Annotated in this window: 16 protein-coding genes; 8 read left to right on the top strand and 8 right to left on the bottom strand. The window is 70.0% G+C overall.

Going from position 1 to position 19,563, the window contains the following annotated elements:
* Positions 1-12: 12 nt before the first annotated feature.
* Both J2S42_RS05770 and J2S42_RS05765 read left to right on the top strand, forming a co-directional pair.
* Complete coding sequence (locus J2S42_RS05770; protein WP_307235941.1) at positions 13-852, top strand: helix-turn-helix transcriptional regulator; 840 nt, start codon at positions 13-15, stop codon at positions 850-852.
* Positions 853-867: 15 nt separating this feature from the next.
* Entirely contained in the window at positions 868-1,278 is a 411-nt protein-coding gene (locus J2S42_RS05765) for a pyridoxamine 5'-phosphate oxidase family protein (RefSeq protein ID WP_307235940.1), read from the top strand.
* Positions 1,279-1,901: 623 nt separating this feature from the next.
* On the opposite strand, the gene J2S42_RS05760 is transcribed toward J2S42_RS05765, so the two are convergent.
* Positions 1,902-3,638 (bottom strand): carbohydrate ABC transporter permease, encoded by a 1,737-nt coding sequence (locus tag J2S42_RS05760; protein WP_307235939.1) that lies wholly within the window; start codon positions 3,636-3,638, stop codon positions 1,902-1,904.
* A gap of 137 nt (positions 3,639-3,775) precedes the next feature.
* Here J2S42_RS05760 and J2S42_RS05755 point away from each other — a divergent pair, with 137 nt between their 5' ends.
* On the top strand, positions 3,776-4,291 hold the full coding sequence (locus tag J2S42_RS05755; RefSeq protein WP_307235938.1) for a DUF1360 domain-containing protein: 516 nt from the start codon (positions 3,776-3,778) through the stop codon (positions 4,289-4,291).
* Here J2S42_RS05755 and J2S42_RS05750 read toward each other — a convergent pair whose 3' ends face one another.
* A complete protein-coding gene (locus J2S42_RS05750) occupies positions 4,292-5,371 on the bottom strand; it encodes an NAD(P)-binding domain-containing protein (RefSeq protein ID WP_307235935.1) in 1,080 nt (359 codons plus the stop codon). It lies immediately after the preceding gene.
* A 96-nt stretch (positions 5,372-5,467) separates the two neighbouring features.
* Here J2S42_RS05750 and J2S42_RS05745 point away from each other — a divergent pair, with 96 nt between their 5' ends.
* Together J2S42_RS05745 and J2S42_RS05740 are read left to right on the top strand one after the other, a co-directional pair.
* A complete protein-coding gene (locus J2S42_RS05745; RefSeq protein WP_307235933.1) occupies positions 5,468-6,460 on the top strand; it encodes a hypothetical protein in 993 nt (330 codons plus the stop codon).
* Positions 6,461-6,662: 202 nt separating this feature from the next.
* A complete protein-coding gene (locus J2S42_RS05740) occupies positions 6,663-6,983 on the top strand; it encodes a hypothetical protein (protein WP_307235931.1) in 321 nt (106 codons plus the stop codon).
* A 4-nt stretch (positions 6,984-6,987) separates the two neighbouring features.
* Here the strand turns inward: J2S42_RS05740 and J2S42_RS05735 are convergent, their stop codons facing one another.
* The gene (locus J2S42_RS05735; protein WP_307235929.1) at positions 6,988-8,289 is read right to left on the bottom strand and encodes an IS256 family transposase; all 1,302 of its coding nucleotides are present in this window, start codon (positions 8,287-8,289) and stop codon (positions 6,988-6,990) included.
* Between the two features lie 332 nt (positions 8,290-8,621).
* Between J2S42_RS05735 and J2S42_RS05730 the strand changes: the two genes are divergently transcribed.
* Positions 8,622-9,584, top strand: coding sequence for an RNase A-like domain-containing protein (locus tag J2S42_RS05730; protein ID WP_307248635.1), 963 nt, complete (start codon positions 8,622-8,624; stop codon positions 9,582-9,584).
* Between the two features lie 712 nt (positions 9,585-10,296).
* Here J2S42_RS05730 and J2S42_RS05725 read toward each other — a convergent pair.
* The 4 genes from J2S42_RS05725 to J2S42_RS05710 all read right to left on the bottom strand — a co-directional run bounded on the left by J2S42_RS05725 (position 10,297) and on the right by J2S42_RS05710 (position 15,693).
* Positions 10,297-11,184 carry an ISAs1 family transposase gene (locus J2S42_RS05725; RefSeq protein WP_307248633.1) on the bottom strand — a complete coding sequence of 296 codons (888 nt, stop codon included), beginning with the start codon at positions 11,182-11,184 and terminating at the stop codon, positions 10,297-10,299.
* On the bottom strand, positions 11,130-11,561 hold the full coding sequence (locus J2S42_RS05720; protein ID WP_307235927.1) for a transposase family protein: 432 nt from the start codon (positions 11,559-11,561) through the stop codon (positions 11,130-11,132). Before J2S42_RS05720 ends, J2S42_RS05725 begins: the two co-directional genes overlap by 55 nt.
* Positions 11,562-12,096: 535 nt before the next feature.
* On the bottom strand, positions 12,097-13,665 hold the full coding sequence (locus tag J2S42_RS05715) for a methyl-accepting chemotaxis protein (protein WP_307235925.1): 1,569 nt from the start codon (positions 13,663-13,665) through the stop codon (positions 12,097-12,099).
* Positions 13,666-13,851: 186 nt separating this feature from the next.
* Positions 13,852-15,693 carry a chitosanase gene (locus J2S42_RS05710; RefSeq protein WP_307235923.1) on the bottom strand — a complete coding sequence of 614 codons (1,842 nt, stop codon included), beginning with the start codon at positions 15,691-15,693 and terminating at the stop codon, positions 13,852-13,854.
* Positions 15,694-15,944: 251 nt separating this feature from the next.
* On the opposite strand from J2S42_RS05710, the gene J2S42_RS05705 reads away from it, so the two are divergent.
* Both J2S42_RS05705 and J2S42_RS05700 read left to right on the top strand, forming a co-directional pair.
* Positions 15,945-16,472, top strand: coding sequence for a DUF4142 domain-containing protein (locus J2S42_RS05705; protein ID WP_307235920.1), 528 nt, complete (start codon positions 15,945-15,947; stop codon positions 16,470-16,472).
* Positions 16,473-16,612: 140 nt separating this feature from the next.
* Complete coding sequence (locus J2S42_RS05700) at positions 16,613-18,052, top strand: peptide MFS transporter (RefSeq protein ID WP_307235918.1); 1,440 nt, start codon at positions 16,613-16,615, stop codon at positions 18,050-18,052.
* A 283-nt stretch (positions 18,053-18,335) separates the two neighbouring features.
* Here J2S42_RS05700 and J2S42_RS05695 read toward each other — a convergent pair whose 3' ends face one another.
* Entirely contained in the window at positions 18,336-19,532 is a 1,197-nt protein-coding gene (locus J2S42_RS05695) for an amidase family protein (protein ID WP_307235916.1), read from the bottom strand.
* Positions 19,533-19,563 lie beyond the last annotated feature (31 nt).

The raw sequence follows: 19,563 nt of genomic DNA, 5'->3' as shown, positions 1-19,563 counted from the left end.
GAGGAGACGCGCGTGATCGACCGGGCCGGACTCGCCGACTTCCTGCGCCGCCGGCGCGAGTCCCTGCAGCCGGAGGACGTCGGTCTGCCGCGCGGGCAGCGCCGCCGCACGGCCGGTCTCCGCCGCGAGGAGGTGGCCTCGATCTGCCACATCTCCGCCGACTACTACAGCCGCCTGGAGCGGGAGCGCGGGCCGCACCCGTCCGAGCAGATGATCGCGTCGATCGCCCAGGGCCTGCACCTGTCGCTGGACGAACGCGACCACCTGTTCCGCCTGGCCGGCCACAACCCACCACCCAGGGGTACGGTCAGCGAGCACATCAGCCCGGGCCTGCTGCGCATCTTCGACCGGCTCACCGACACCCCGGCCGAGATCGTCACCGAGCTCGGCGAGACGCTCCGGCAGACGCCGCTCGGCGTCGCGCTGGTCGGTGACCTGACGCGCTACACCGGGCCGTCCCGCAGCATCGGCTACCGCTGGTTCACCGACCCGGCCACCCGCGCGCTCTACCACCCGGACGACCACACCCACCACTCCCGGGTGTTCGCGTCCGGGCTGCGCGCGCTGGTCACCATGCGCGGTCCCGGCTCCCGCCCGGCGAAGCTGGCCGAGCTGCTGCTGGAGCGCAGCGAGGAGTTCCGGACGTACTGGGAAGCGCACGAGATCAGCATCGGTTTCGACGAGGGCAAGCGGTTCATCCACCCGGAGGTCGGCCAGATCGACCTGAACTGCCAGTCGCTGGTCGACCCGGCCCAGTCGCACCGGATGCTGGTCTACACGGTCGCCCCCGGCAGCGTCAGCTACGAGCGCCTCCAGCTGCTCTCGGTGATCGGAGCGGGCGCGGCCGTCTGACCTAAGGTGGATCTCATGTTCACCGAACGGGACCTCACGCTGCTCGCCCGGCCGCTCTACGCCTTCCTCACCATCGCGCCCCGCGGCGGCCGCTGGCCGGCGCCGCGCCCGGTGTGGTTCGAGGCGAGCGACGACGGCACGCTGCAGATGTTCTCCGAGCCGGACGGCAAGATCGACCGCATCCGCAAGCAGCCGCGCGCCTCCGTCGTGGTCGCCGCCCCGGTCGGCGAGCCGGAACACTGGGTGTCCGCCGAGGGCACCATCACGCTGCACGAGGAGGGCGCCTACGACCTGGCCGCCCGCCTCGGCGACCGCTACTGGCCGGCCGTCGGCCCGCAACAGCGCGAACTTCTCGACGACTGGCGCGACTCCAGCATCGTCCGGCTCGTCCTCACCCCGGAAAAAGTCAACCGTTTCACGATCTGACCCGCTCCCCGCGCGGCCCGGCTCCGGCGAGCCACCGCTCGCCGGCACCCGGCTACCCGCCACGTCCACCTACCGCCACCGTCTCGCCGCCGCGGTTGCCTTCCGGCGAGACCGGCTTCCGCCACCACCGTCGTTTGCTGGTGTGGTGGCTCTGCGTCGTGGTGGCTGCGCCGCTGTCGCCGCGGTGGCTTCCGGTGTGGTCGTTTTCCGCCGCGGTGACTTCGGGGCTGTCGCCGTGGTCGTTTCCGGTGTGATGGCTCGCTGTTGAGCGGGCATTGCCGCCATAAAAGAAATGTCGGACGCCGGCAGCGGGAACCGCTGTCGCCGGCCGGCCGGCGAAGGTCCTTTCAGCCTGTATGGCTGTTTCCGGTCGCCCGAAACAGCCATACAGGCTGAAGGATCTTCCATCCCGAATGGCGGAAGATCACTCTCGGGCAGCGGACCTTCCGGCGTGACGTCGCATCATGCCCGCAGAGCATCCGACGAGATGACGATGTCGTTACCGCGCGGCAGGCGGCACCTCGGCGGCAGCCGCGTGCTCGTAGCCCGGCCACGGCGCGGACCGGTGCCCGCGGGAGCACCGGAACGCGACCACGCCGGAAGCGGGTGCATCGCCCTCGGATCTATGGTTTTGCCGTCGACGGCGGATAGCCCGGAGCCGCCGGCGGTGGATATCCCGGCCCCGGATACCCCGCCCCCGAATTCCCCGGTAACGGCGGGTACCCAGCCGGGGGATACCCCGGCCCCGCGTTCCCCGCTGCCGGCGGATACCCCGCTGCCGGCGGATATCCGGACGGCTGCCCCACCAGCTCCGCCGCCGGTGTGGTGCGGAGCGACAGCCGGTCCAGGTACAGCACCTGCAGCGTGGCCAGCGTCAATGCGAACAGCACCACCGCCGTGATCGGCAGCGGCAGCGACGCCGCGCCGCCGAACGCGAGCGAGTTCCCCAGCGTCAGCGCCGCCGCCGGCAGCGGCATCCGGTCCGGTTCGACGACCGCGATGGTCTGCCAGTACGCGTCCTGCGTCTGCATCACATAGGTGATCCCGCCGGTCACGGCCAGCATCGGCAGCGCGGGCAACAGCGTCCGGGCCGGGCCGCCCGGGCGTGCCTCGGTCAGGCCGCGGAACAGCAGCGTGAACACGACCAGTGCCGGAACGCTCAGATAGGCCGGTGGCAGCACCGCCAGCACGGTACCGATCAGGTCCAGGTCGCTCAGCGTCTGGAAGTGCACCATGCTGAACGGCCCGGTGCCGACGAACAGCCACGGCGCGAACAGGAACAGCAACAGTTCGCTGCGGTCGCCCAGCGGGCGCAGCGCACCGATGCCGAAACCGGCGAGCGCGGCCGGCACGATGCCGCCCACGGTGGAGATCAGCGGCGGCACCCAGGTGTTGAACGCGCTGCCCACGCCGTCGAACCGGGACGGGCCGGGAACGTCGGCTCCCGGGAACAGCCACGGCCACAGTGCGTAACCGGCGACCGCGAGCACGACCGCGAGCAACGCGAGCGCACCGGCCAGCGGCAGCGGCGCCACCGGCCGCACCCCGGTCCGCGGGCCTACCACGTCGACCCGGACCCGGCCGAACACCATCACCGCGACCGCGGCCAGCCCGAGCACGCCGAGCAGCAGCGCGAGCACGGTGCCGCCGGCCGCGCCGACGCCGAAGTCCATGTACCGGAAGCCCGCGTCGTAGATCGTCTGCATCGGCGTGACCGTCGCGTCGCCCGGCCCGCCGCCGGTGAGCACGGCCGGATAGGACCAGGTCTGCAGCGTGTACGCGACGACCGCGAGCCCGGCGACCAGGCCGGTGATTGCGACCGCCCGGACCGGACGGCCGGTGCCGCTGCGGCGCAGCGCGGCCAGGAACAGCGTCACACCCGCGCCGATCAGCAGGCCGAACAGCGTCAGCCCGAGCACCTGGCCGACGAACAGCCGCGCGGCCAGCGGCTCGGCGAGCGGGCCACCGCGGGCCGACGCCCGCCAGGCCAGCGCCAGGCCGACCGGGGTGACGATCACCATCGGCAGCACCAGGCCGAGCCGGACCGCGAGCCGGCCGGGCGTACCGGCGCGGTGCGCGAGCCAGGCCAGCGCCGGTGCGAGGACGCACGCGGCCAGCACCGGCAGCACCGCGAGTGCCAGCGCGAACCCGAGGCCGCGGAAGAAGCCCAGCTCGGTGACGCGCGCGTAGTTGTCGAAGCCGGTGAACTCGCCGCTGCCGTCGAGCACGGCGACGTTCTGGAAACTGTTCCACAGCGTGCGCGCACCGGGCACGACGTAGCCGGCGATCAGCGCCAGCAGCGCCGGCACCACGAGCACCAGGCCGATCGGGCGGGCGGTACGGGCGGGTGGGGAAGTCACTCCGGTCACCTCGATCATCCGGATCCTCCGACGCCGCGATGGTAGCCACACCGGGCAACACCATTGGGGGGAGTGGCACGGCCGGATCACGGGTAGTCACCGGCCGTACCGCTTGCGACGCCACTGGAGGAACACGGATGTTGAACACCGGGCAGACCGCACTCGATCGCGTCGCGGTCCGGTACGCGCCGCACGAGCACCGGCCGTTGCAGGGCTACGCGACCGCGCTCGCCGCGTTCGGTGGTCTCGCGGCCACGCTCACCGCCGCGGCCCGGTTCACCGGCCGGCCGGTGCCGGAGCGACCCGCGATCGCGGACGTCGTACTCGTCTCGATCGCCACCCACAAGCTGAGCCGGCTGCTGGCGAAGGGCGCGGTGACCAGCCCGCTGCGTGCGCCGCTGACCCGGTACACCGGCCCGGCCGGTGCCGCGGAACTCAACGAGGAGGTACGCCACGAGGGCAGCACGGTCCGGCACAGCCTCGGCGAGCTGATCACCTGCCCGTTCTGCCTGGCCGTCTGGGTGGCGACCGGCCTGACCGGCGGCCTGGTGCTGGCGCCGCGGCTGACCCGGCTCGCCGCGACCGCGCTCACCGCGACCGCGGCCTCCGACTTCCTGCAGCTCGCCTACGACGCGCTGAAGAAGGCGCCGTGATCATGGCCGGCCGAGGTACGTGACCAGCGCGCGCACCGCATCGCGGCCGGCCCGGTTCGCGCCCACGGTGGACTGCGACGGGCCGAACCCGATCAGGTGCACGCGCGGTTCACCGGCCACCTGCGTGCCGGTCAGCCGGATGCCGCCCGCCGCGGTGCGCAGCCCGAGCGGGTCCAGGTGGGCGAGCGCGGCCTTGAACCCGGTCGCCCACAGGATCACGTCGACCGGCGTGAGCGTGCCGTCCGCCTCGCGCACGCCGTCCGGCTCGATCGCGGTGAACATCGGCCGCCGCTCCAGCGCGCCGCGGGCCTTCGCGGCCAGCGCGTACGGCGTCCAGATCAGGTCCGTGTAGGAGACGACGCTGCCGGTCGGCCGGCCCGCCGCCACGTCCGCGACCACCTTCGCGATCACCTCGCGCCCGGCCACCTCCGGGGTGAAGTCCCCGTCCCGGAACACCGGCTCGCGGCGCGTGTACCAGAACGTCACCGAGGCCCGGGAGATCTCCTCCAGCAGCTGCACCGCCGAGATCCCGCCACCGACCACCGCGACCCGCCGGCCGGCGAACCGCGCCGCGTCCACGTACTCGTGGGTGTGCAGTTGAACGCCCCTGAACGTCTCCTGCCCCGGATAGTGCGGCCGGACCGGGTTCGTCCAGGTCCCGGTGGCGTTGATGATCGCCTTGGCGTGCCAGGACCCGCGGTCCGTCTCCACCGTGAGGTCGCCGCCGTCCGCCGGCAGCACCCGCGACACCGTGACCGGCCGCAGGATCGGCAGTCCCGCCTGCTCCTCGAACGCGGCGAAGTACCGCGGCACCGCGGTCCGGCTCGGCTCGTCCGGGTCGATCGGCGGCTGCGCGAACCCCGGCAGATCGAAGATGCCGTTCACGGTCGCCATCCGCAGCGACTCCCACCGGTGCCGCCACGCCCCACCGGCCGCGGTCTCCGCGTCCAGCACCACGAACGTCCGCGCGCCGCCGGGCTCCGCGAGCGCACTGCCGAACCCGCGCCGTTTCAGGTGATACCCCGCCGACAGCCCCGCCTGGCCACCGCCGATGACCACCACGGTCGCACGCTCGGGCATGGTCTTCCCACCGCTCTCCGACGATCAACAACCCTTCGATGGTACGTACGGGAGCCGTTGATGCCCGGCGTGGTTCACATATCGACCGTTGTAGTCATGATGGGCGGTATGTGGCGGCGGTTGTCCTATGTGTACGTGCTGATCGGTGCCGGGCTGGTGCTCGGGGCCGTGGTGACGTTGTGGCCGATCCGGGACACGCCGGGGCTGGCGACGCAGCTGCGGATCAACATCGGGTCGAACCTGATCGACCTGGTGCTGGCGGTGCTGGTGCTGCAACCGGCGGTGGTGGCGCTGAACCGGAACGCGGTGCGGCGGCGGAACAGCCTCGACTACCGGGACGTGATCCGGCGGATCGAGCGGGCGCAGTACCGGGTGGACATCTGGAAGTTCTGGACCGGACTGCTGGAGCCACGGTACGAACGGGCGTTCGTGGCCGCGGTGCACGGCGCGCTGGAGCGCGACGTCCGGTTCCGGATCATGCTGACCGATCCGGCGTCGGCGGACGCGGCGGCACGCGGGCGGCAGACCGCGCCGACCGACGCGGTGGCGCTGATCCGGCAGAACATCGAGCGGCTGGACGCGCTGATCGGCACGCTGCCACCGGACCGCCGGGACCTGTTCACGGTCGGGATCAGCCCGGTCGGACCGGCGCACGCGATCTACCGGGTGGACGACTGGCTGTCGTACGGCCGGTTCGGCACGCGGCGGGTCAGCGAGAACCAGCAGCGCGAGGTGCAGGTGCACGGCGATCTGGGCGCGCTGGCCCTGGAGGCGTTCGACGGACGATGGACCGCAGCCCGGCCGATCGCGGAACACTACCGGTTGCGGGTGCGGTTCACCGCCGCCAGCGGCGCGGTGGAACGCGACGTGCCGTACGTGATCTGTGACGACGAGCCGTGGGTGGACCTGGGCGGCGAGCCGCCGGACGGCGACGTCACGGCCGGTGGCGTGAGCTACCGGATGGCGGGGCCGGCGGGCGGGGAGCGGGCGGCCGCGCTGTTCCAGGCCAAGTACGGCCGGGGCGACGCGGTGCTGGTGCGGCTGGCCCGCCGGCCGCGCGGCTCACGACGTACCGTCGAAGGCCGTTGATCCTGGGTTGATCGGTTGCGTCGCCCATGCCTACATTCTGCAGGCGATCGGTGATTATCAGTGACTGAGCGTCATGATCAAGTTGGTTTGCCCGTTCTGTGAATACGCTTTGTAATTCCTGTTTACTTCCTGAGTGTCGACGGTCTAGAGTCCCTGCGGCTGATCTTGATCACCGGGGGAGACCGCTGTGCCACGTGGTGTCATGCTGCGCGCGTTTCGTTCGTCGTCGCGGCGCAAGCTCGCGCTTCTGATGTCGGGTGTGGTGGGTGTGACGCTGCTTCCGGTGCTGGCGCAGCCGGCTGTGGCGGCGCGGCCGCTGTCCGAGGTGGAGCGGACGGCGGAGACCGGTGAGCGGGTCGAGGTGCTGGCGGAGCGGACCGAGTTCTCGCAGGTGTTCGCGGAGCCGTCGGGCCGGTTCGTGATGGAGTCCACGGTGGTGCCGATGCATGTGCGGCATGCGGACGGGTCGTGGTCGGAGACGGATCGGGACTGTCAAGAAAACGGTGTAACTCGATCTTGTTAGAAGGTCAGTTCCGGCCTGCGGACAGGCGGCCTTCGAAGGCGAGGTCGAAGGCGTTGAGGGCGGGTTTCCATCGGATGGTCCAGCGGCGGCGTCCGGTGCCGGTGGGGTCCAGGGCCATGACGGCGAGGTAGACGCATTTGAGGGCGGCTTGCTCGTTCGGGAAGTGTCCGCGGGCCCGGACGGCTCTGCGGATGCGGGCGTTGACGCTTTCGATGGCGTTGGTCGAGCAGACGATTTTGCGGATCTCGGCGTCGAACGCGAGGAACGGCACGAACTCGGCCCAGGCGTTGGTCCAGAGCCGGACGATGGCCGGGTATTTCTCGCCCCAGGCCTCGGCGAACTCCAGGAACCGCTGCTCGGCAGCGGCCTCTGTCGGTGCGGTGTAGACCGGCTTGAGTGCTTTGGCGATCGCGTCGTAGTGCTGGCGGCCTGCGTACTTGAACGAGTTGCGCAGCAGGTGCACCACGCAGGTCTGGACCACGGTCTGGGGCCAGACGGTGTTGATCGCGTCAGGCAGGCCGGTGAGGCCGTCGCAGACGGCCATCAGCACGTCCTCGACACCACGATTCTTGAGCTCGGTGCATACCTGGAACCAGAACTTGGCGCCCTCACCGCCGTCGCCGGCCCACAGCCCGAGGATGTCACGGGTGCCCTCGACGGTGACCGCCAGCGCGACATAGATGGGCCGGTTGGCGACCTTCCCGTCGCGGATCTTGACGTTGATCGCGTCCAGGAACACCACGGGGTAGACCCGGTCCAGCGGCCGGTTCTGCCACTCGGCCATGCCGTCCATCACCTTATCGGTGATCGTGGAGATCGTCTGGCGGGAGACGTCGGCGCCATAGACCTCGGCCAAATGTGCGCTGATCTCCCCGGTGGTCAGGCCTTTCGCGGACAGCGACAGGACCATGTCCTCGACGCCGGTCAGCCGCCGCTGCCGCTTCTTGACGATCTGCGGCTCGAACGAGCCGTCCCGATCCCGCGGCACGGTGATCTCGACCGGGCCGACGTCGGTGAGCACGGTCTTGGCGCGGACACCGTTGCGGGAGTTCCCGCCGTCCTTGCCGGCCGGGTCGTGTTTCTCATAGCCGAGGTGGTCGGTGATCTCGCCGTCCAGCGCGGCTTCGATCACTCGCTTGGTCAGGTGCTGCAGCAGGCCGCCTTCGCCGGTCAGTTGCAGGCCCGCTGCGCGGGCCTGCTCGACCAGCCGGCCGACCAGCTCGGCGTCCACGCCCTCCGGCGTGCTCGCCGGAGTTTTCTTCTTCGCCACCGCGGAAGTATCCACGGCATCCGTCATGACAGTCATCAGGTGCGTCTCCTTGATCAGGAGTTACACCGTTCGTTTTACAGTCCCCGACCCCGATCCTTCAAGACTATTGGGAGGCGGAGGTACCGCTTGAGGCTCTTGAGGAGTGGGAACGTGGCTACGTCCTCGAAGACCTTATGTATGAGGGGTCAGATCGTCTTACCTGGAACGACGCAATAAATTGGGCCAGAATAAGTACCGGAAACTGGGAATGGCTCTGCCAGCACGGCCTTGGTGGCACATATGAATATTGCATTTCAAACAACCTGGTTAGGGAGCCGCCAAGTCTTGCTGAGACTGCCCTAGCTACAAGCGTTATTCTAGGATCGTTGGTGTGTGGCGCGGCGATTGTGGCCTGCGTTAGTGGAGCGGCGGCCATCGTTGTCGAAGCGGCCGAATTCGCCGCCACGGGAAGTGCCATCTCGACTGGCCTGATCACTGCCGAGGTGGGCATCGCGGAAGGGGCCGGTCTAACCGCCGCAGGCGCCGCCGCAAAGCTTTTCTGCAGCTTCAGTGGCGACACTCGGGTCCTCATGGCAGACGGAACCTCGAAAGAAATCGCGGACATCGAGGTCGGAGACGAGGTTGCTGCGAGCGACCCCGAAACCGGGGAAAGCGGCGCCCGAAAGGTCGCACATCTGTGGCCTCACCGCGATGACCTCGTTCTAGTGCGAATCGACGGCGAAGTCCTTACGGCTACGGAGGACCATCCCGTCTGGAATGCCAGCGACCGTCAATGGCAGAGGATGGACGAGCTCGATGCCGGCGACGCCCTCCTAACTCCGAGTGGCCGACCCGCCATCCTCGAAGACATCGAGTACGGGTTCTCCTTTGGGGCGGCAGCCTACGACCTCACCGTCGATAGCCTCCACACGTACTATGTGCTCGCCGGCAACACGCCCGTGCTGGTGCACAACTGCGGCAACCTTGTGGGTGACGCTGCCCGATTCCCGAATGCTCACGTGCTCAACGAGCATGTCAATGTGTCCGACGTGCAACTTGTCCAAATGGCTCAAGCCACCGGAGTAAAATCGCGATTCCTTGATCTTCAAACCGCTCAGCAGGTTGTTGATTACGGATTGGCTGGAAATAAGGATAAGATTGATAGGTGGCTCCGTGGAGGTGGCGTGGGCAACCTTGAAATCAACGGCAGATTCGGCGCGAATAACCCGATTGGCGTGGTGGCAAGAGCAGACGGGTCGATTTCGCCCAGCAGTAATGCCTATACCATCGTTCTTCAGCGTGCTCAGGGGCATCCTGGAGGTTATTATGTCTACACAGCTTATCCTCGCTGAGGAGTCTGAATGAATGCTGTTGCTGACTTTGATTTTGGCGTCACTGCGCTGGCTCAGCAGTTTCATCAGGACTGGCCAAGTGAGGGGGCGCCGATGGATGTTGCTATCGCGTACCTAGATGGGCAGTCTGCTGCGCATCTAGCGGCGCTGGCGGATGATCTCTCGTTCATGATTGAATGGAACGCGAGAGGTGACTACGTAGGGAGTCTTTGGTTTGCAAGCACCATGGGGAATTATCAGCCTCGGCTAGCCGGAATGTCTAGCGAGGGTCTCCTTGGGCTGGTTCTTGGAGAATGTAAAGAGAGGCTGAAGAGGGAGAGTAGGCCTCTGTTACCCGGTTTGCGCTATAGGGCGTGCGGGGGCGAGGTGCTACGGGTAATTCGGCAACTCCATGATCGTCTGTCGGATTGCCTTGCTCGATCGGGCCTCGGTGGCGCCCTTGGTCAGGGCTCTCCGGCGGCGGTAGAAGCACTCCATCAGTACGCTGACTCGGGGGCTTGGCCCGAGCTTGCATTTCGCTTCCTTCTAAGGCTGCTTGTCGTTAGCAATTGCACAATCGGGCTTGCTGAGTACGAAGATCTCCGAGAAATTGGTACGGCTATGGGCTACGGTCCTTTCTTGGTGTCCACCGTGGAATTCTTGGTCGAGTAGATGGTCTGGCGATTCTACAATCTTGAAATGGTATACCTGAGGTGTGTGCTTCGGCTTTCGCTCAATCGTGCGGGGATCCGCCAGCGGTCAGGTTCGGTGGTCGAAGCTCCTCGTGCATCGTATCCTTCGGAGCTGCGGTGCACTGGCGCGCGTGGCTGATCGCACGGGTTGCTATCACGGTCGATGTCAGCCGATTATGAGCACCGACACAGATCAACGTTTTCAGGCTGGTGGCGCTTGCATATGCGGTCGGGGGGGGGGGGGGGGCGAGCAGGGTCATTGCGTTGTCGGGGTAGCCGCTGGTCACGGCGGTGACCAGGTCGTGTGAGCGGCGGTTGGCGTGGCGGGTGGCGCGGGCGATGTTGGTGGCGCCGGTGGTGCGGTGCCAGCCGATGGCGGTGTTACGGAGTGTGGCGATGACGGCGGGTCCGTGGCCGGTTCGGGCTTGGTGCTGGTCTTCACGGAACGTGGTGTCGCGGACGTGATGGAGCCGGTTCTCGATGTGCCAGTGTCGTCGGATCCAGGTCTGCAGGTCGCGGGCGTTGGCGTGGCCGGTGGGTAGTGAAATGGTCAGGTAGGCGGTCTCTCGGCTGGTCCGGCCTGCGGTGACACGGGTGCGGGTGATCCGGATGGCCTGTTGGGCGTGGGGGAATGCGATACCGCCGGGCGGGCGGAGGGTCACGGCTTCGACGGTGCGGGTCTCGCGGCGGCCGTGACCTCGGTCGCGGGTGCGATCCCCGGCCGGGATCTGTGCCCAGGGCAGTCGTTTGAGCTGCTTGAACAGGGTCGGTTGGTTCGCTTTGACCTGGACGAGCAGGTGAGCGCCGCGCCGGGCGATCTCGTCGGCATGGCCGGTCTGGGTGTGCAGGGCGTCGGCGATGAACAGCACCCCGGTCAGGCTGCCCAGGACCTGTTCGACGCGGTCGAGTAACGGCGCGAACGCCGGGATCTCATTGCTTTTCGCGTCGACGGTGACCTGGGCCAGGACGATTCCGGTGCCGGTGTCAGGGCGGACAGCAGATGGACCTGGCGGCCGTCGTCACGCCGGGCGCCGCGCAACGTTTTGCCGTCGACTGCGATCACCCGCCGGTGTCGTCGCGTGTCAGTGGCCGGATTCGGCGGGCTGGTCCGGGTGCGCAGCCAGCCGGCGAGGACGCCGGACAGCAGCGGTGCGTCGAGCCTGATCAGCAGCCGCCACACGGTCGTGCCGGCCGGCAGGGCATCGGTGAATCCGAGCCGGATACGGCTGTGTTCGTCGAGGTCTTGTAGCCAGTCGCTGATCGCGGCGAATGACGATGCGCCGGCCATGACCGCGCAGACCGCCACGGCCAGGACCGCGGTCAGCGGATATCGGATCCCTCGCGGATCACGCGGGTCGCCGAACCGCTGCCAGAGCAGCCAACAACCCGTGCTGATCACTCTCGGTGACCAAGGCGGGTGGGGTCACGGCGGCGGGTGCGGTGACGGTCAGTGCAGCGATGAGAGATGATGCCATCGGTGGGTGAGGTGCTCGGGGCTTTGTGGGGCGTAGAGAACTTCATGATCACTGACGTGATCTCACCCGCCATCTTTGCCTCCACAGAGGCCACTCCACCCGCAAATCCGCAGTTCAGAGTTGTGCCATCAGACTACGCAATGGCCCTGACCTGGTCACCGCCGTGACCAGCGGCTACCCGACAACGCAATGACCCTGTGTCTCGCCCGCCGAGCCCAAAGCACTACACGCGATGATCCACCCGGTCAGCGCCCCTGAAACCAGCTAACCAATTCTCTATCAAACCCGGTGCTGGACAACATTGTTATCAGAGGGGCGGGCTGGCACAACCATGCGGGATTGGCGCATTGCGCCAGCCCGTCCTCGTCAGTAGCGAAACCCCGCCACCAGAGCGTTCAGCTCGCTGGACATCCGCGCCAGCTCGCCGGTCGCCTGGCGCGTCTCCGCCACGCCGCGGCTTGTCGTCTCGGCGGCCTGCGCCACCATCGTGATGTTCGCGGCGATTTCGTTCGTCCCGCCCGACGCCTCGCTCACGCTGCGGTTCATCTCCGCCGTCGTCGCGGTCTGCTCCTCCACCGCGGACGCGATCGTCGTCTGGAAGTCGCTGATCCGCGCGATCACCGCGGAGATCTGCGCGATCGCCTCCACCGCGCCAATCGTGTCGGCCTGAATCGCCTCGACCCGCTTGCCGATGTCCTCGGTCGCCCGCGCCGTCTCCTGCGCCAGGTCCTTGACCTCGGACGCCACCACCGCGAAACCCTTGCCCGCGTCCCCGGCCCGCGCCGCCTCGATGGTCGCGTTCAAGGCCAACAGGTTCGTCTGCGCCGCGATCGAGGTGATCACCTTGATCACGTTGCCGATCTCCGCCGACGACTCGCCGAGCTTGCTCATCGTCTCCGACGTGACCGCGGTGATGCTGACCGCCTCCGCGGCCACCCGCGCGGCCTCGGCTGCGTTCTGGGAGATCTCGCGGATCGACGCGCCCATCTCCTCGCCACCGGCCGACACCGTCTCGACGCTGCGGGACACCTCCTCGGCCGCGGCGGACACGGCCTTGGCCTGCATCGACGCCTCGGTGGCGGAGTCCTCGATCTGCGCGGCGGTGCTGCTCATCTGCTCCGCGGCACTCGCCAGCGAAGTCGCGGAACCGTCGATGGTCTGGACCGTGCGGCGCAGGTTGCCGACGGCGGTGTCCAGCGCGGCGGCCATCGCGCCGGTCTCGTCGCGGGAGGTCACGCCGGTGGAGCGGGTCAGGTCGCCGATGGCCAGGCCCTCGGCGACGGACTTCACGCTGACGAGTGCGCGCACGATCCGGCGGGAGACGAGCACGCCCAGGCCCAGTGCCACCACGGCACCGACGATCATCACGATGATCGAGGTGAGGCGGCCGGAGGAGTAGCCGGCGGTGGCGGCGGCGGCCTTGGCGGCGGCGTCGGCGGTCTCGGCGGCGTCGAGTTCGGCCAGGTTGGCGTCGACCTCCTTCATCAGCGGGCTGACGTTCGCGTCGCGGACGGCGGCCCAGGTGGCCACGTCGCCGCTGGCGGCGGCGGGCAGCAGGTCGCTCTCGGCCACGGTCAGGTACTTCTGCCAGGCGGCGTCGAGGTCGTCGATCGTGTCGGGGCTGCCGGCCGGGTCGCCGTCGCGGTAGCCGGCCATCGCGGCGACGTACGCGTCCACGTGCTTCTGGAACTCGGCGGCGTACTTCTCCCGGTCGGCGGGGGTCCGGGAGATCGCCTCGTTCGCGGCGGCGAGGCGGGCCTTGTAGATCTCCGACTTGATCTCGCTGACCGACCTGATGTTCGCGACGCTGCTCTCGTAGATCAGGTCGGCGGACTGCGCGGCCTCGTGCAGCTTCAGCAGGCCGACGCCACCGACCACACCGGCGGCCAGCACGCCGGTGACGACCGCGGTCAGGATCTTCTTGTTCAAGCTCATATCGTCGAACCGGTTGCGCCGGGACGAATCCATGTCGATGCCTCCAGGGCATGAGGTCACGCGTGCAAGGGGGATGCGACCGCTGTATCGGCCGCATCACCCCGATCCCGAGCAGAGCCCCTGGAGACCCCGGACACACCCGCAGACCCCGAACGCACACCGAGACCCCGAACACGCCGGAAACGGTCAGCCGTGGGTCAGCGTCTCCCACGCCACGAACAGGTTGTTCGTGCCGGCCGGCCGGCTCTGCGCGACCAGTTCCGCGGTGTGCGGCAGGTCCGGCGCCCCGAGTGCCGCGTAGCCCACCTCCGCGATCGGCCCGAGCCCGAGCGTCAGCTCCCCGCCGCACAGGCTGGCCGGGACACGCGCCCCGAGCTGGTACCGCGCGTGCAACTCCAGCGCGGCGCGCACCCGCTCGCCGTACCGTGGCCACAGGTCTTGACCTTGCAGGCGGGCGGTCTCCAGCACGTGGGTGATCGCGGAGATGCCGTATCCGGTGTGCGTGAAGTCGCGGCACGTCTCCTGCGCGAGCCCGTCGACGAACGTCCGCTGCCCGTGCCAGCGGGAGTCGCCGCATCGCGGCACGGACACCGGCGCCGGGCCGTCCGACGAGAGGTAGAGGTAGGCGGGCACGCGCTCGGCGAACATGGCCATCGCGCGCTCGTAGTTGAACCGGTCGTCGAGGAACACGGAGATGCCGACGGCCGCCTCGATCATGCTCAGTTCCCAGTTGCCGTTGCTGCACGAGCCCTTGATCACGGTCGGCAGGTACACGTCGCGCAGCATGGTGGCGAACCGTTCCGCCGCCGGCCAGTCGCCGTACCCGTACCGGATGATCTCGGCGGCGCGCGGCCAGACCGATCCGGCCCAGCCGGCCTGGAGCGGCGCGTTGCTGTTCGTGTGCCGTTCCAGCGTCGCGGACCACGCGTCCATGATCGTGATGGCGGCCATCGCGTACCGGTCGTCGCGGGTGACGTGCCAGGCCAGCGCGAGCGTGTACGCCGCGATCGCGTCCTCCCGTTCGTCCGTGCAGCCGTGGTTCGGCCGCGAGTACGACCCGCACTCCACGGTCGCGCGCGGCGTCGGCGTCCGGTCCAGTGACGCGTACCGGCTGGCCATCATGTCGTCGAACGCCGCGGACCGGGCGTCCATCGCGGCCAGCCGCTCCGCGCCGACCAGCACGCCCGGATGCACGAACACCCCGTCCGACGACGCCGGCCCGAGCGCGGCGATCTCGAACGGCAGCCCGTACACCTCCCACCGCAGCGGCGGCGTCAGATCCAGGTTGCCGTCCCGCAGGAACACCCGCTGCGCCGTGTCCACCCGGCCGGTGTCGCGGTGCGCCGCCTCGGTCCGCATCGCGGCGACCCGCGCGTCCAGGAATGCCTCCAGATACGCCGTCTCGTCCCCACCTTGCGACGGCGGCTCCGCGGCCTCCAGCGCCGCCGACCGGATGTCGCCGAGCCCGGCACCCGGCCCGTGCATCACGATCGCGTCGTAGTACGCGAACTGCCCGAGCGCCCGCAGCCCGTCCTCCTTCGCCTGCCCGACCGCCGGTGCGAAGTAGGTCTCGTCCCGTTCCGCGTCCTGCGCCGCCCGGAACGCCGGATCCGCCGCCGCCTTTCGCCACGCGTCCGGGAACCCGTCGAGGCCGTCGTGCGAGTCCGTGCCGTTCACCGCGCGCAGCGCCGGTAGATACGCCGCGAGCACGTTCTCCGGCGCCGCCGACGTGTACCGCTCGACCACGGCGAGCATGTCGCCGGTCCCGGAGCAGAACCCGATGATCCCGGCCGTGTACCCGCGCCCGTCCCCGATGTCCTCGATGTACCCGTACTGCTCCTGCCAGTCCAGCGACGAGTTCTCCGCGCTCGACACCAGCCGCATCGCGACGTCCTTCAGCGCCGGATCGGCCAGATCCGCGACCGCGGCCACCGCACCGTCCCGTGCGATCATCACGAACCCGGCCGGCCCCAGCACCAGCGCCGCCGCCAGCGCGGCCAGCAGCGCCTTCCTCCGAAAAGTATTCACACCCGTCACCAACGGACCGATCCCGGAGCCGGCTCATGAAACATTGAAGATCAACGATCAAATTCGGATCTGCCCGCTTCCGGCGTGGTCGCGGTCCGCATGCTCCCGCGGGCACCGGTCGGCCGCGGGCGGCCTCCCTGTCCGTTCCGCGGTGGTCACCACTGAACCCCACCGGGTTGACCTGCGAAGACTCGGGTACTCGCGGCCCGGCGGCGTGGTCGGCACGCCGCCCGTACACGGGGGAACACATCATGCGAATCACTTCCACGCTGACCGCCGCGCTGCTGGCCGGTGCCGTGCTCACCGCGGGTGCGCCCGCGTCCGCCGAGCCGGCCGCCTCGCCCGGGAAGGTCTGCGCCGAGGACGTGAAGTACCTGGTCCGTGCGCACCGCGGCAACCTGGCCGAGCAGGCCGCCGGCCGGGCCGCGCTGGCCGAGTCGGAATCCGGGGAGGTGCGGCACATCGCGGCCATGCTGATCCCGGACCACGCGCGCCTGGACCGCGCGGTCCGGCACCTGGCCCGGCACCACCGGGTGACGCTGCCGCCGAAGCCGAACCAGATGCAGCGCGACGAGCTGGCCGCGGTGGTGGCCCAGGACGGCGCCGCGTTCGACACGGCCTGGCTCGCCATGCAGGAGAAGGCGCACCTGAAGACGCTCGACTACATCGCGCGCGAACTCACCGGTGGCTGCGCGCCCGCGGTCCACGACGCCGCGAAGGCCGCCGCCCCGGTCGTCGTGGCCCACCTCGCCATGGTCCGCGACGCCCTGCGCCCCTGAGCGGTGCGGTGATCGAGGTCAGGCACGGAAACGGCGCTCAGCGCAGCCCGGGAGGCCGCGGGACGCCGTACCCGTGACCGGATGTGAAAGTCGATCACCTGTCGAGGGTGATCGACGACCGTCCGGGGTATGCGGGCGGTATGACGGAGACGGAGCAGAAGCGCGGCTTCTTCGGGCAGCCGGGCGCGCTGGCCAACCTGTTCGGGGTGGAGCTGTGGGAACGGTTCTCGTTCTACGGCATGCAGGGGATCCTGCTGATCTACCTGTACTATTCCGCGGCCGAGGGCGGGCTCGGCATCGGCCAGGACACCGCGACCGGCATCGTCGGCGCGTACGGTGGCTCGGTCTATCTCTCCACGATCCTCGGCGCGTGGCTGGCCGACCGGGTGCTCGGCGCGGAACGCACGCTGTTCGCCAGCGCGGTCGTGGTGATGGCCGGGCACATCGCGCTCGCGGTGCTGCCCGGCCTGGCCGGGGTCGCGGCCGGCCTGATCCTGGTCGCGATCGGCAGCGGGGGCGTCAAGGCCACCGCGACGTCGCTGGTCGGCACGCTCTACGCGGCGGGCGACGAGCGCCGCGACGCCGGGTTCTCGCTGTTCTACCTCGGCATCAACGTGGGCGCGCTGATCGGCCCGCTCGCCACCGGCCTGCTCCAGCAGCGCGCCGGTTTCCACTGGGGCTTCGGCCTGGCCGCGGTCGGCATGGCGGCCGGCCTGATTCAGTACGCGTTCGGCCGCCGCCGGCTGCCCGCCGCCGCGCGCGAGGTGCCGAATCCGCTGCCGGCCCGGGCGCGCCCACTGGTGCCGGTGGTCGGCGTCGCGGTGGCGGCGCTGGTCGCGGCCGTGCTCGTGCTGTTCACCGACCGGCTCTCCGACGTAGTGGTGGCGGCCAGCGTGCTCGCCGCGATCGCGTACTTCGCGGTGATCCTGACCGCGCGCACGGTCACGCCGGTCGAGCGCCGCCGGGTGCTCGCGTTCATCCCGCTGTTCATCGCCAGCGCCGCGTTCTGGTCGCTCTACCAGCAGCAGTTCACGGTCGTGACGATCTACGCGGACCAGCGCCTGGACCGGAACCTGTTCGGCTGGGAGATGCCGGTCTCCTGGGTCCAGTCGATCAACCCGGTCTTCATCATCGTGCTGTCCGGCGTGTTCGCCGCGCTGTGGAGCCGGCTCGGCGACCGCCAGCCGGGCACGCCGGTCAAGTTCGCGGCCGGTACGGCGATCATGGGTGTCGCGTTCCTGCTGTTCCTGCCGCTGGCCGGCGGCGGGCCGTCGAGCGCGCCGCTGCTCGCGCTGACCGGCATCCTGTTCGTCTTCACGATCGCGGAGCTGCTGCTGTCCCCGGTCGGGCTGTCCGTGGCCACGAAGCTGGCGCCGCACGCGTTCCACACGCAGATGGTGGCGCTCTTCTTCCTGTCCGTGGCGCTCGGCACCGCGCTGTCCGGCACGCTGGCCGGCTACTACGACCCGGATCGCGAGACCGCGTACTTCGGCATCCTGGGCGCGGTCGCGATCGTGCTCGGCCTGGCGCTGGCCGCACTCGCCCCGTCGCTGCGGCGGCTGATGGGCGGCGTCCGCTGACCGGCGCGCACACATGGCCCGGGTGATCCGGGGAATCCGGCGGTCCGGCAGATCGCGGCCCGCGCCGTGGTCCGCCGGACCGGCCCGGGGACGCGGCAACGTCCCCGGGCCTGTGCGTCGGGCGGATGTGCACGGCGGGCGATGCGGCGACGGGGCGGCACGCCGATCACCGGCGGCGGCAGGCCGAGCTCCGTGCCGGGCCGGCGCCGGAAGATGCCGACCGACGCCGGAGGATCCGGAACCGGCGCCGGAAGATCCCGGGCGGGCGATGACAGGCGCTGGGTCAGGCGTGCACGGGCGGGCGGGGGAGCGGTGCCGTCAGCAGGGCGGCGACCGTCACCGCGATGTCGTCGCGGCCGTGCGCGGCCACCACCTGCAACCCGGCCGGCAGCCCCGCGGCCAGGCCGGCCGGGACGCTGACCGCCGGGTTACCGGTCACGTTGAGGTGCCAGCACGGATCACCCACGAACGGGCCCGCGGGTGGCCCGGCGAAGCCGTGCGCGACCGTCAGCGTGACCGGTGTGACCAGCGCGTCGACCGACTCGAAGAGATCGGCGAGCGCGGCCGCGTTGCGGTGACGGACCTCGGCGGCGGCCCGCAGCGCCGGTCCGGGCACCTCGGCCGCGCCGCTGCCGGCCGCGTACAGCGCCGCCCACGCGTCCGCGACCGGCAGCAGCTCCAGCGCCTCGGCGGCGACCTCGATCCCCGGCACCACCAGACGCGACCGCACCACCGCATCCAGCTCCGGCGTCGCGTGGACCCCACCGAGGCCGGGCAGGTAGGCGACCCGCCACTCGCGTGCCGTGCCGCCGGCGGCCGGCGGCGTCCATACCGGAAGTGCGGACGGGTCGCGGCGGTGCGGGCCGGACGCGATCGCGGTCGCGGTGACCACGTCGGACAGGTCCGCGCCGATGATGCCGGGTGTGAGCAGCCCGCCGAGGTCCGGGCGGGAGCGGGGGATGCGGCCCGCGGTGCCCTTGACGCCGGTCACGCCGCAGAACGCGGCCGGGATCCGCAGCGAGCCGCCGCTGTCGCCGCCGGTGGCGATCGGGACCACGCCCGCGGCGACGGCCGCGGCGGCACCCGCGGACGAGCCGCCGGAGGAGCGGGTCAGGTCCCACGGGTTGCGGGTGTGGTCGGTGCCGTTCCAGCCGTGCGTCTGGGCCGCGGAGCCCGGACGGGCACGGGTGGACACGCCGATCGGGATCGCGCCGGCCGCGACCAGCCGGGTCACGATCGGCGCGTCCGGTGACGTACCCGATTTGATCAGGAACGGCACGCCGGCCAGCGGGCCGGTGGGGACCAGCCGGGCCGCCGCGGCACGGGCGCCGGCCGCGTCGAGCGACGCGAGGAAATGCAGCACCGGATCCAGCCGCGCCGCGGCGTCCAGCGCCTCCTCGACGACCTCCGTGGCGGTACGAACGCCCGCGCGCACCCGCGCGGCGAGTGCGGCGGCCGGCCCGGTACGTCCGTCGGTCACGCGGAGCCACGCTACCCGGCGTGCGGCCACT

Source organism: Catenuloplanes indicus, assembly GCF_030813715.1.
In the GTDB taxonomy this organism is placed as follows: domain Bacteria; phylum Actinomycetota; class Actinomycetes; order Mycobacteriales; family Micromonosporaceae; genus Catenuloplanes; species Catenuloplanes indicus.
Note: the sequence above shows the minus strand (reverse complement) of the source record. Positions and strands in the feature narration are given on the sequence as shown.

Excerpts from the sequence above, each read along its gene's own strand:
- J2S42_RS05765 (WP_307235940.1), top strand. The coding sequence starts at position 868 with ATGTTCACCGAACGGGACCTCACGCTGCTCGCCCGGCCGCTCTACGCC.
- J2S42_RS05700 (WP_307235918.1), top strand. The coding sequence starts at position 16,613 with ATGACGGAGACGGAGCAGAAGCGCGGCTTCTTCGGGCAGCCGGGCGCG.
- J2S42_RS05755 (WP_307235938.1), top strand. The coding sequence starts at position 3,776 with ATGTTGAACACCGGGCAGACCGCACTCGATCGCGTCGCGGTCCGGTAC.
- J2S42_RS05745 (WP_307235933.1), top strand. The coding sequence starts at position 5,468 with ATGATGGGCGGTATGTGGCGGCGGTTGTCCTATGTGTACGTGCTGATC.
- J2S42_RS05735 (WP_307235929.1), bottom strand. The coding sequence starts at position 8,289 with ATGACTGTCATGACGGATGCCGTGGATACTTCCGCGGTGGCGAAGAAG.
- J2S42_RS05740 (WP_307235931.1), top strand. The coding sequence starts at position 6,663 with ATGCTGCGCGCGTTTCGTTCGTCGTCGCGGCGCAAGCTCGCGCTTCTG.
- J2S42_RS05750 (WP_307235935.1), bottom strand. The coding sequence starts at position 5,371 with ATGCCCGAGCGTGCGACCGTGGTGGTCATCGGCGGTGGCCAGGCGGGG.
- J2S42_RS05705 (WP_307235920.1), top strand. The coding sequence starts at position 15,945 with ATGCGAATCACTTCCACGCTGACCGCCGCGCTGCTGGCCGGTGCCGTG.
- J2S42_RS05715 (WP_307235925.1), bottom strand. The coding sequence starts at position 13,665 with ATGAGCTTGAACAAGAAGATCCTGACCGCGGTCGTCACCGGCGTGCTG.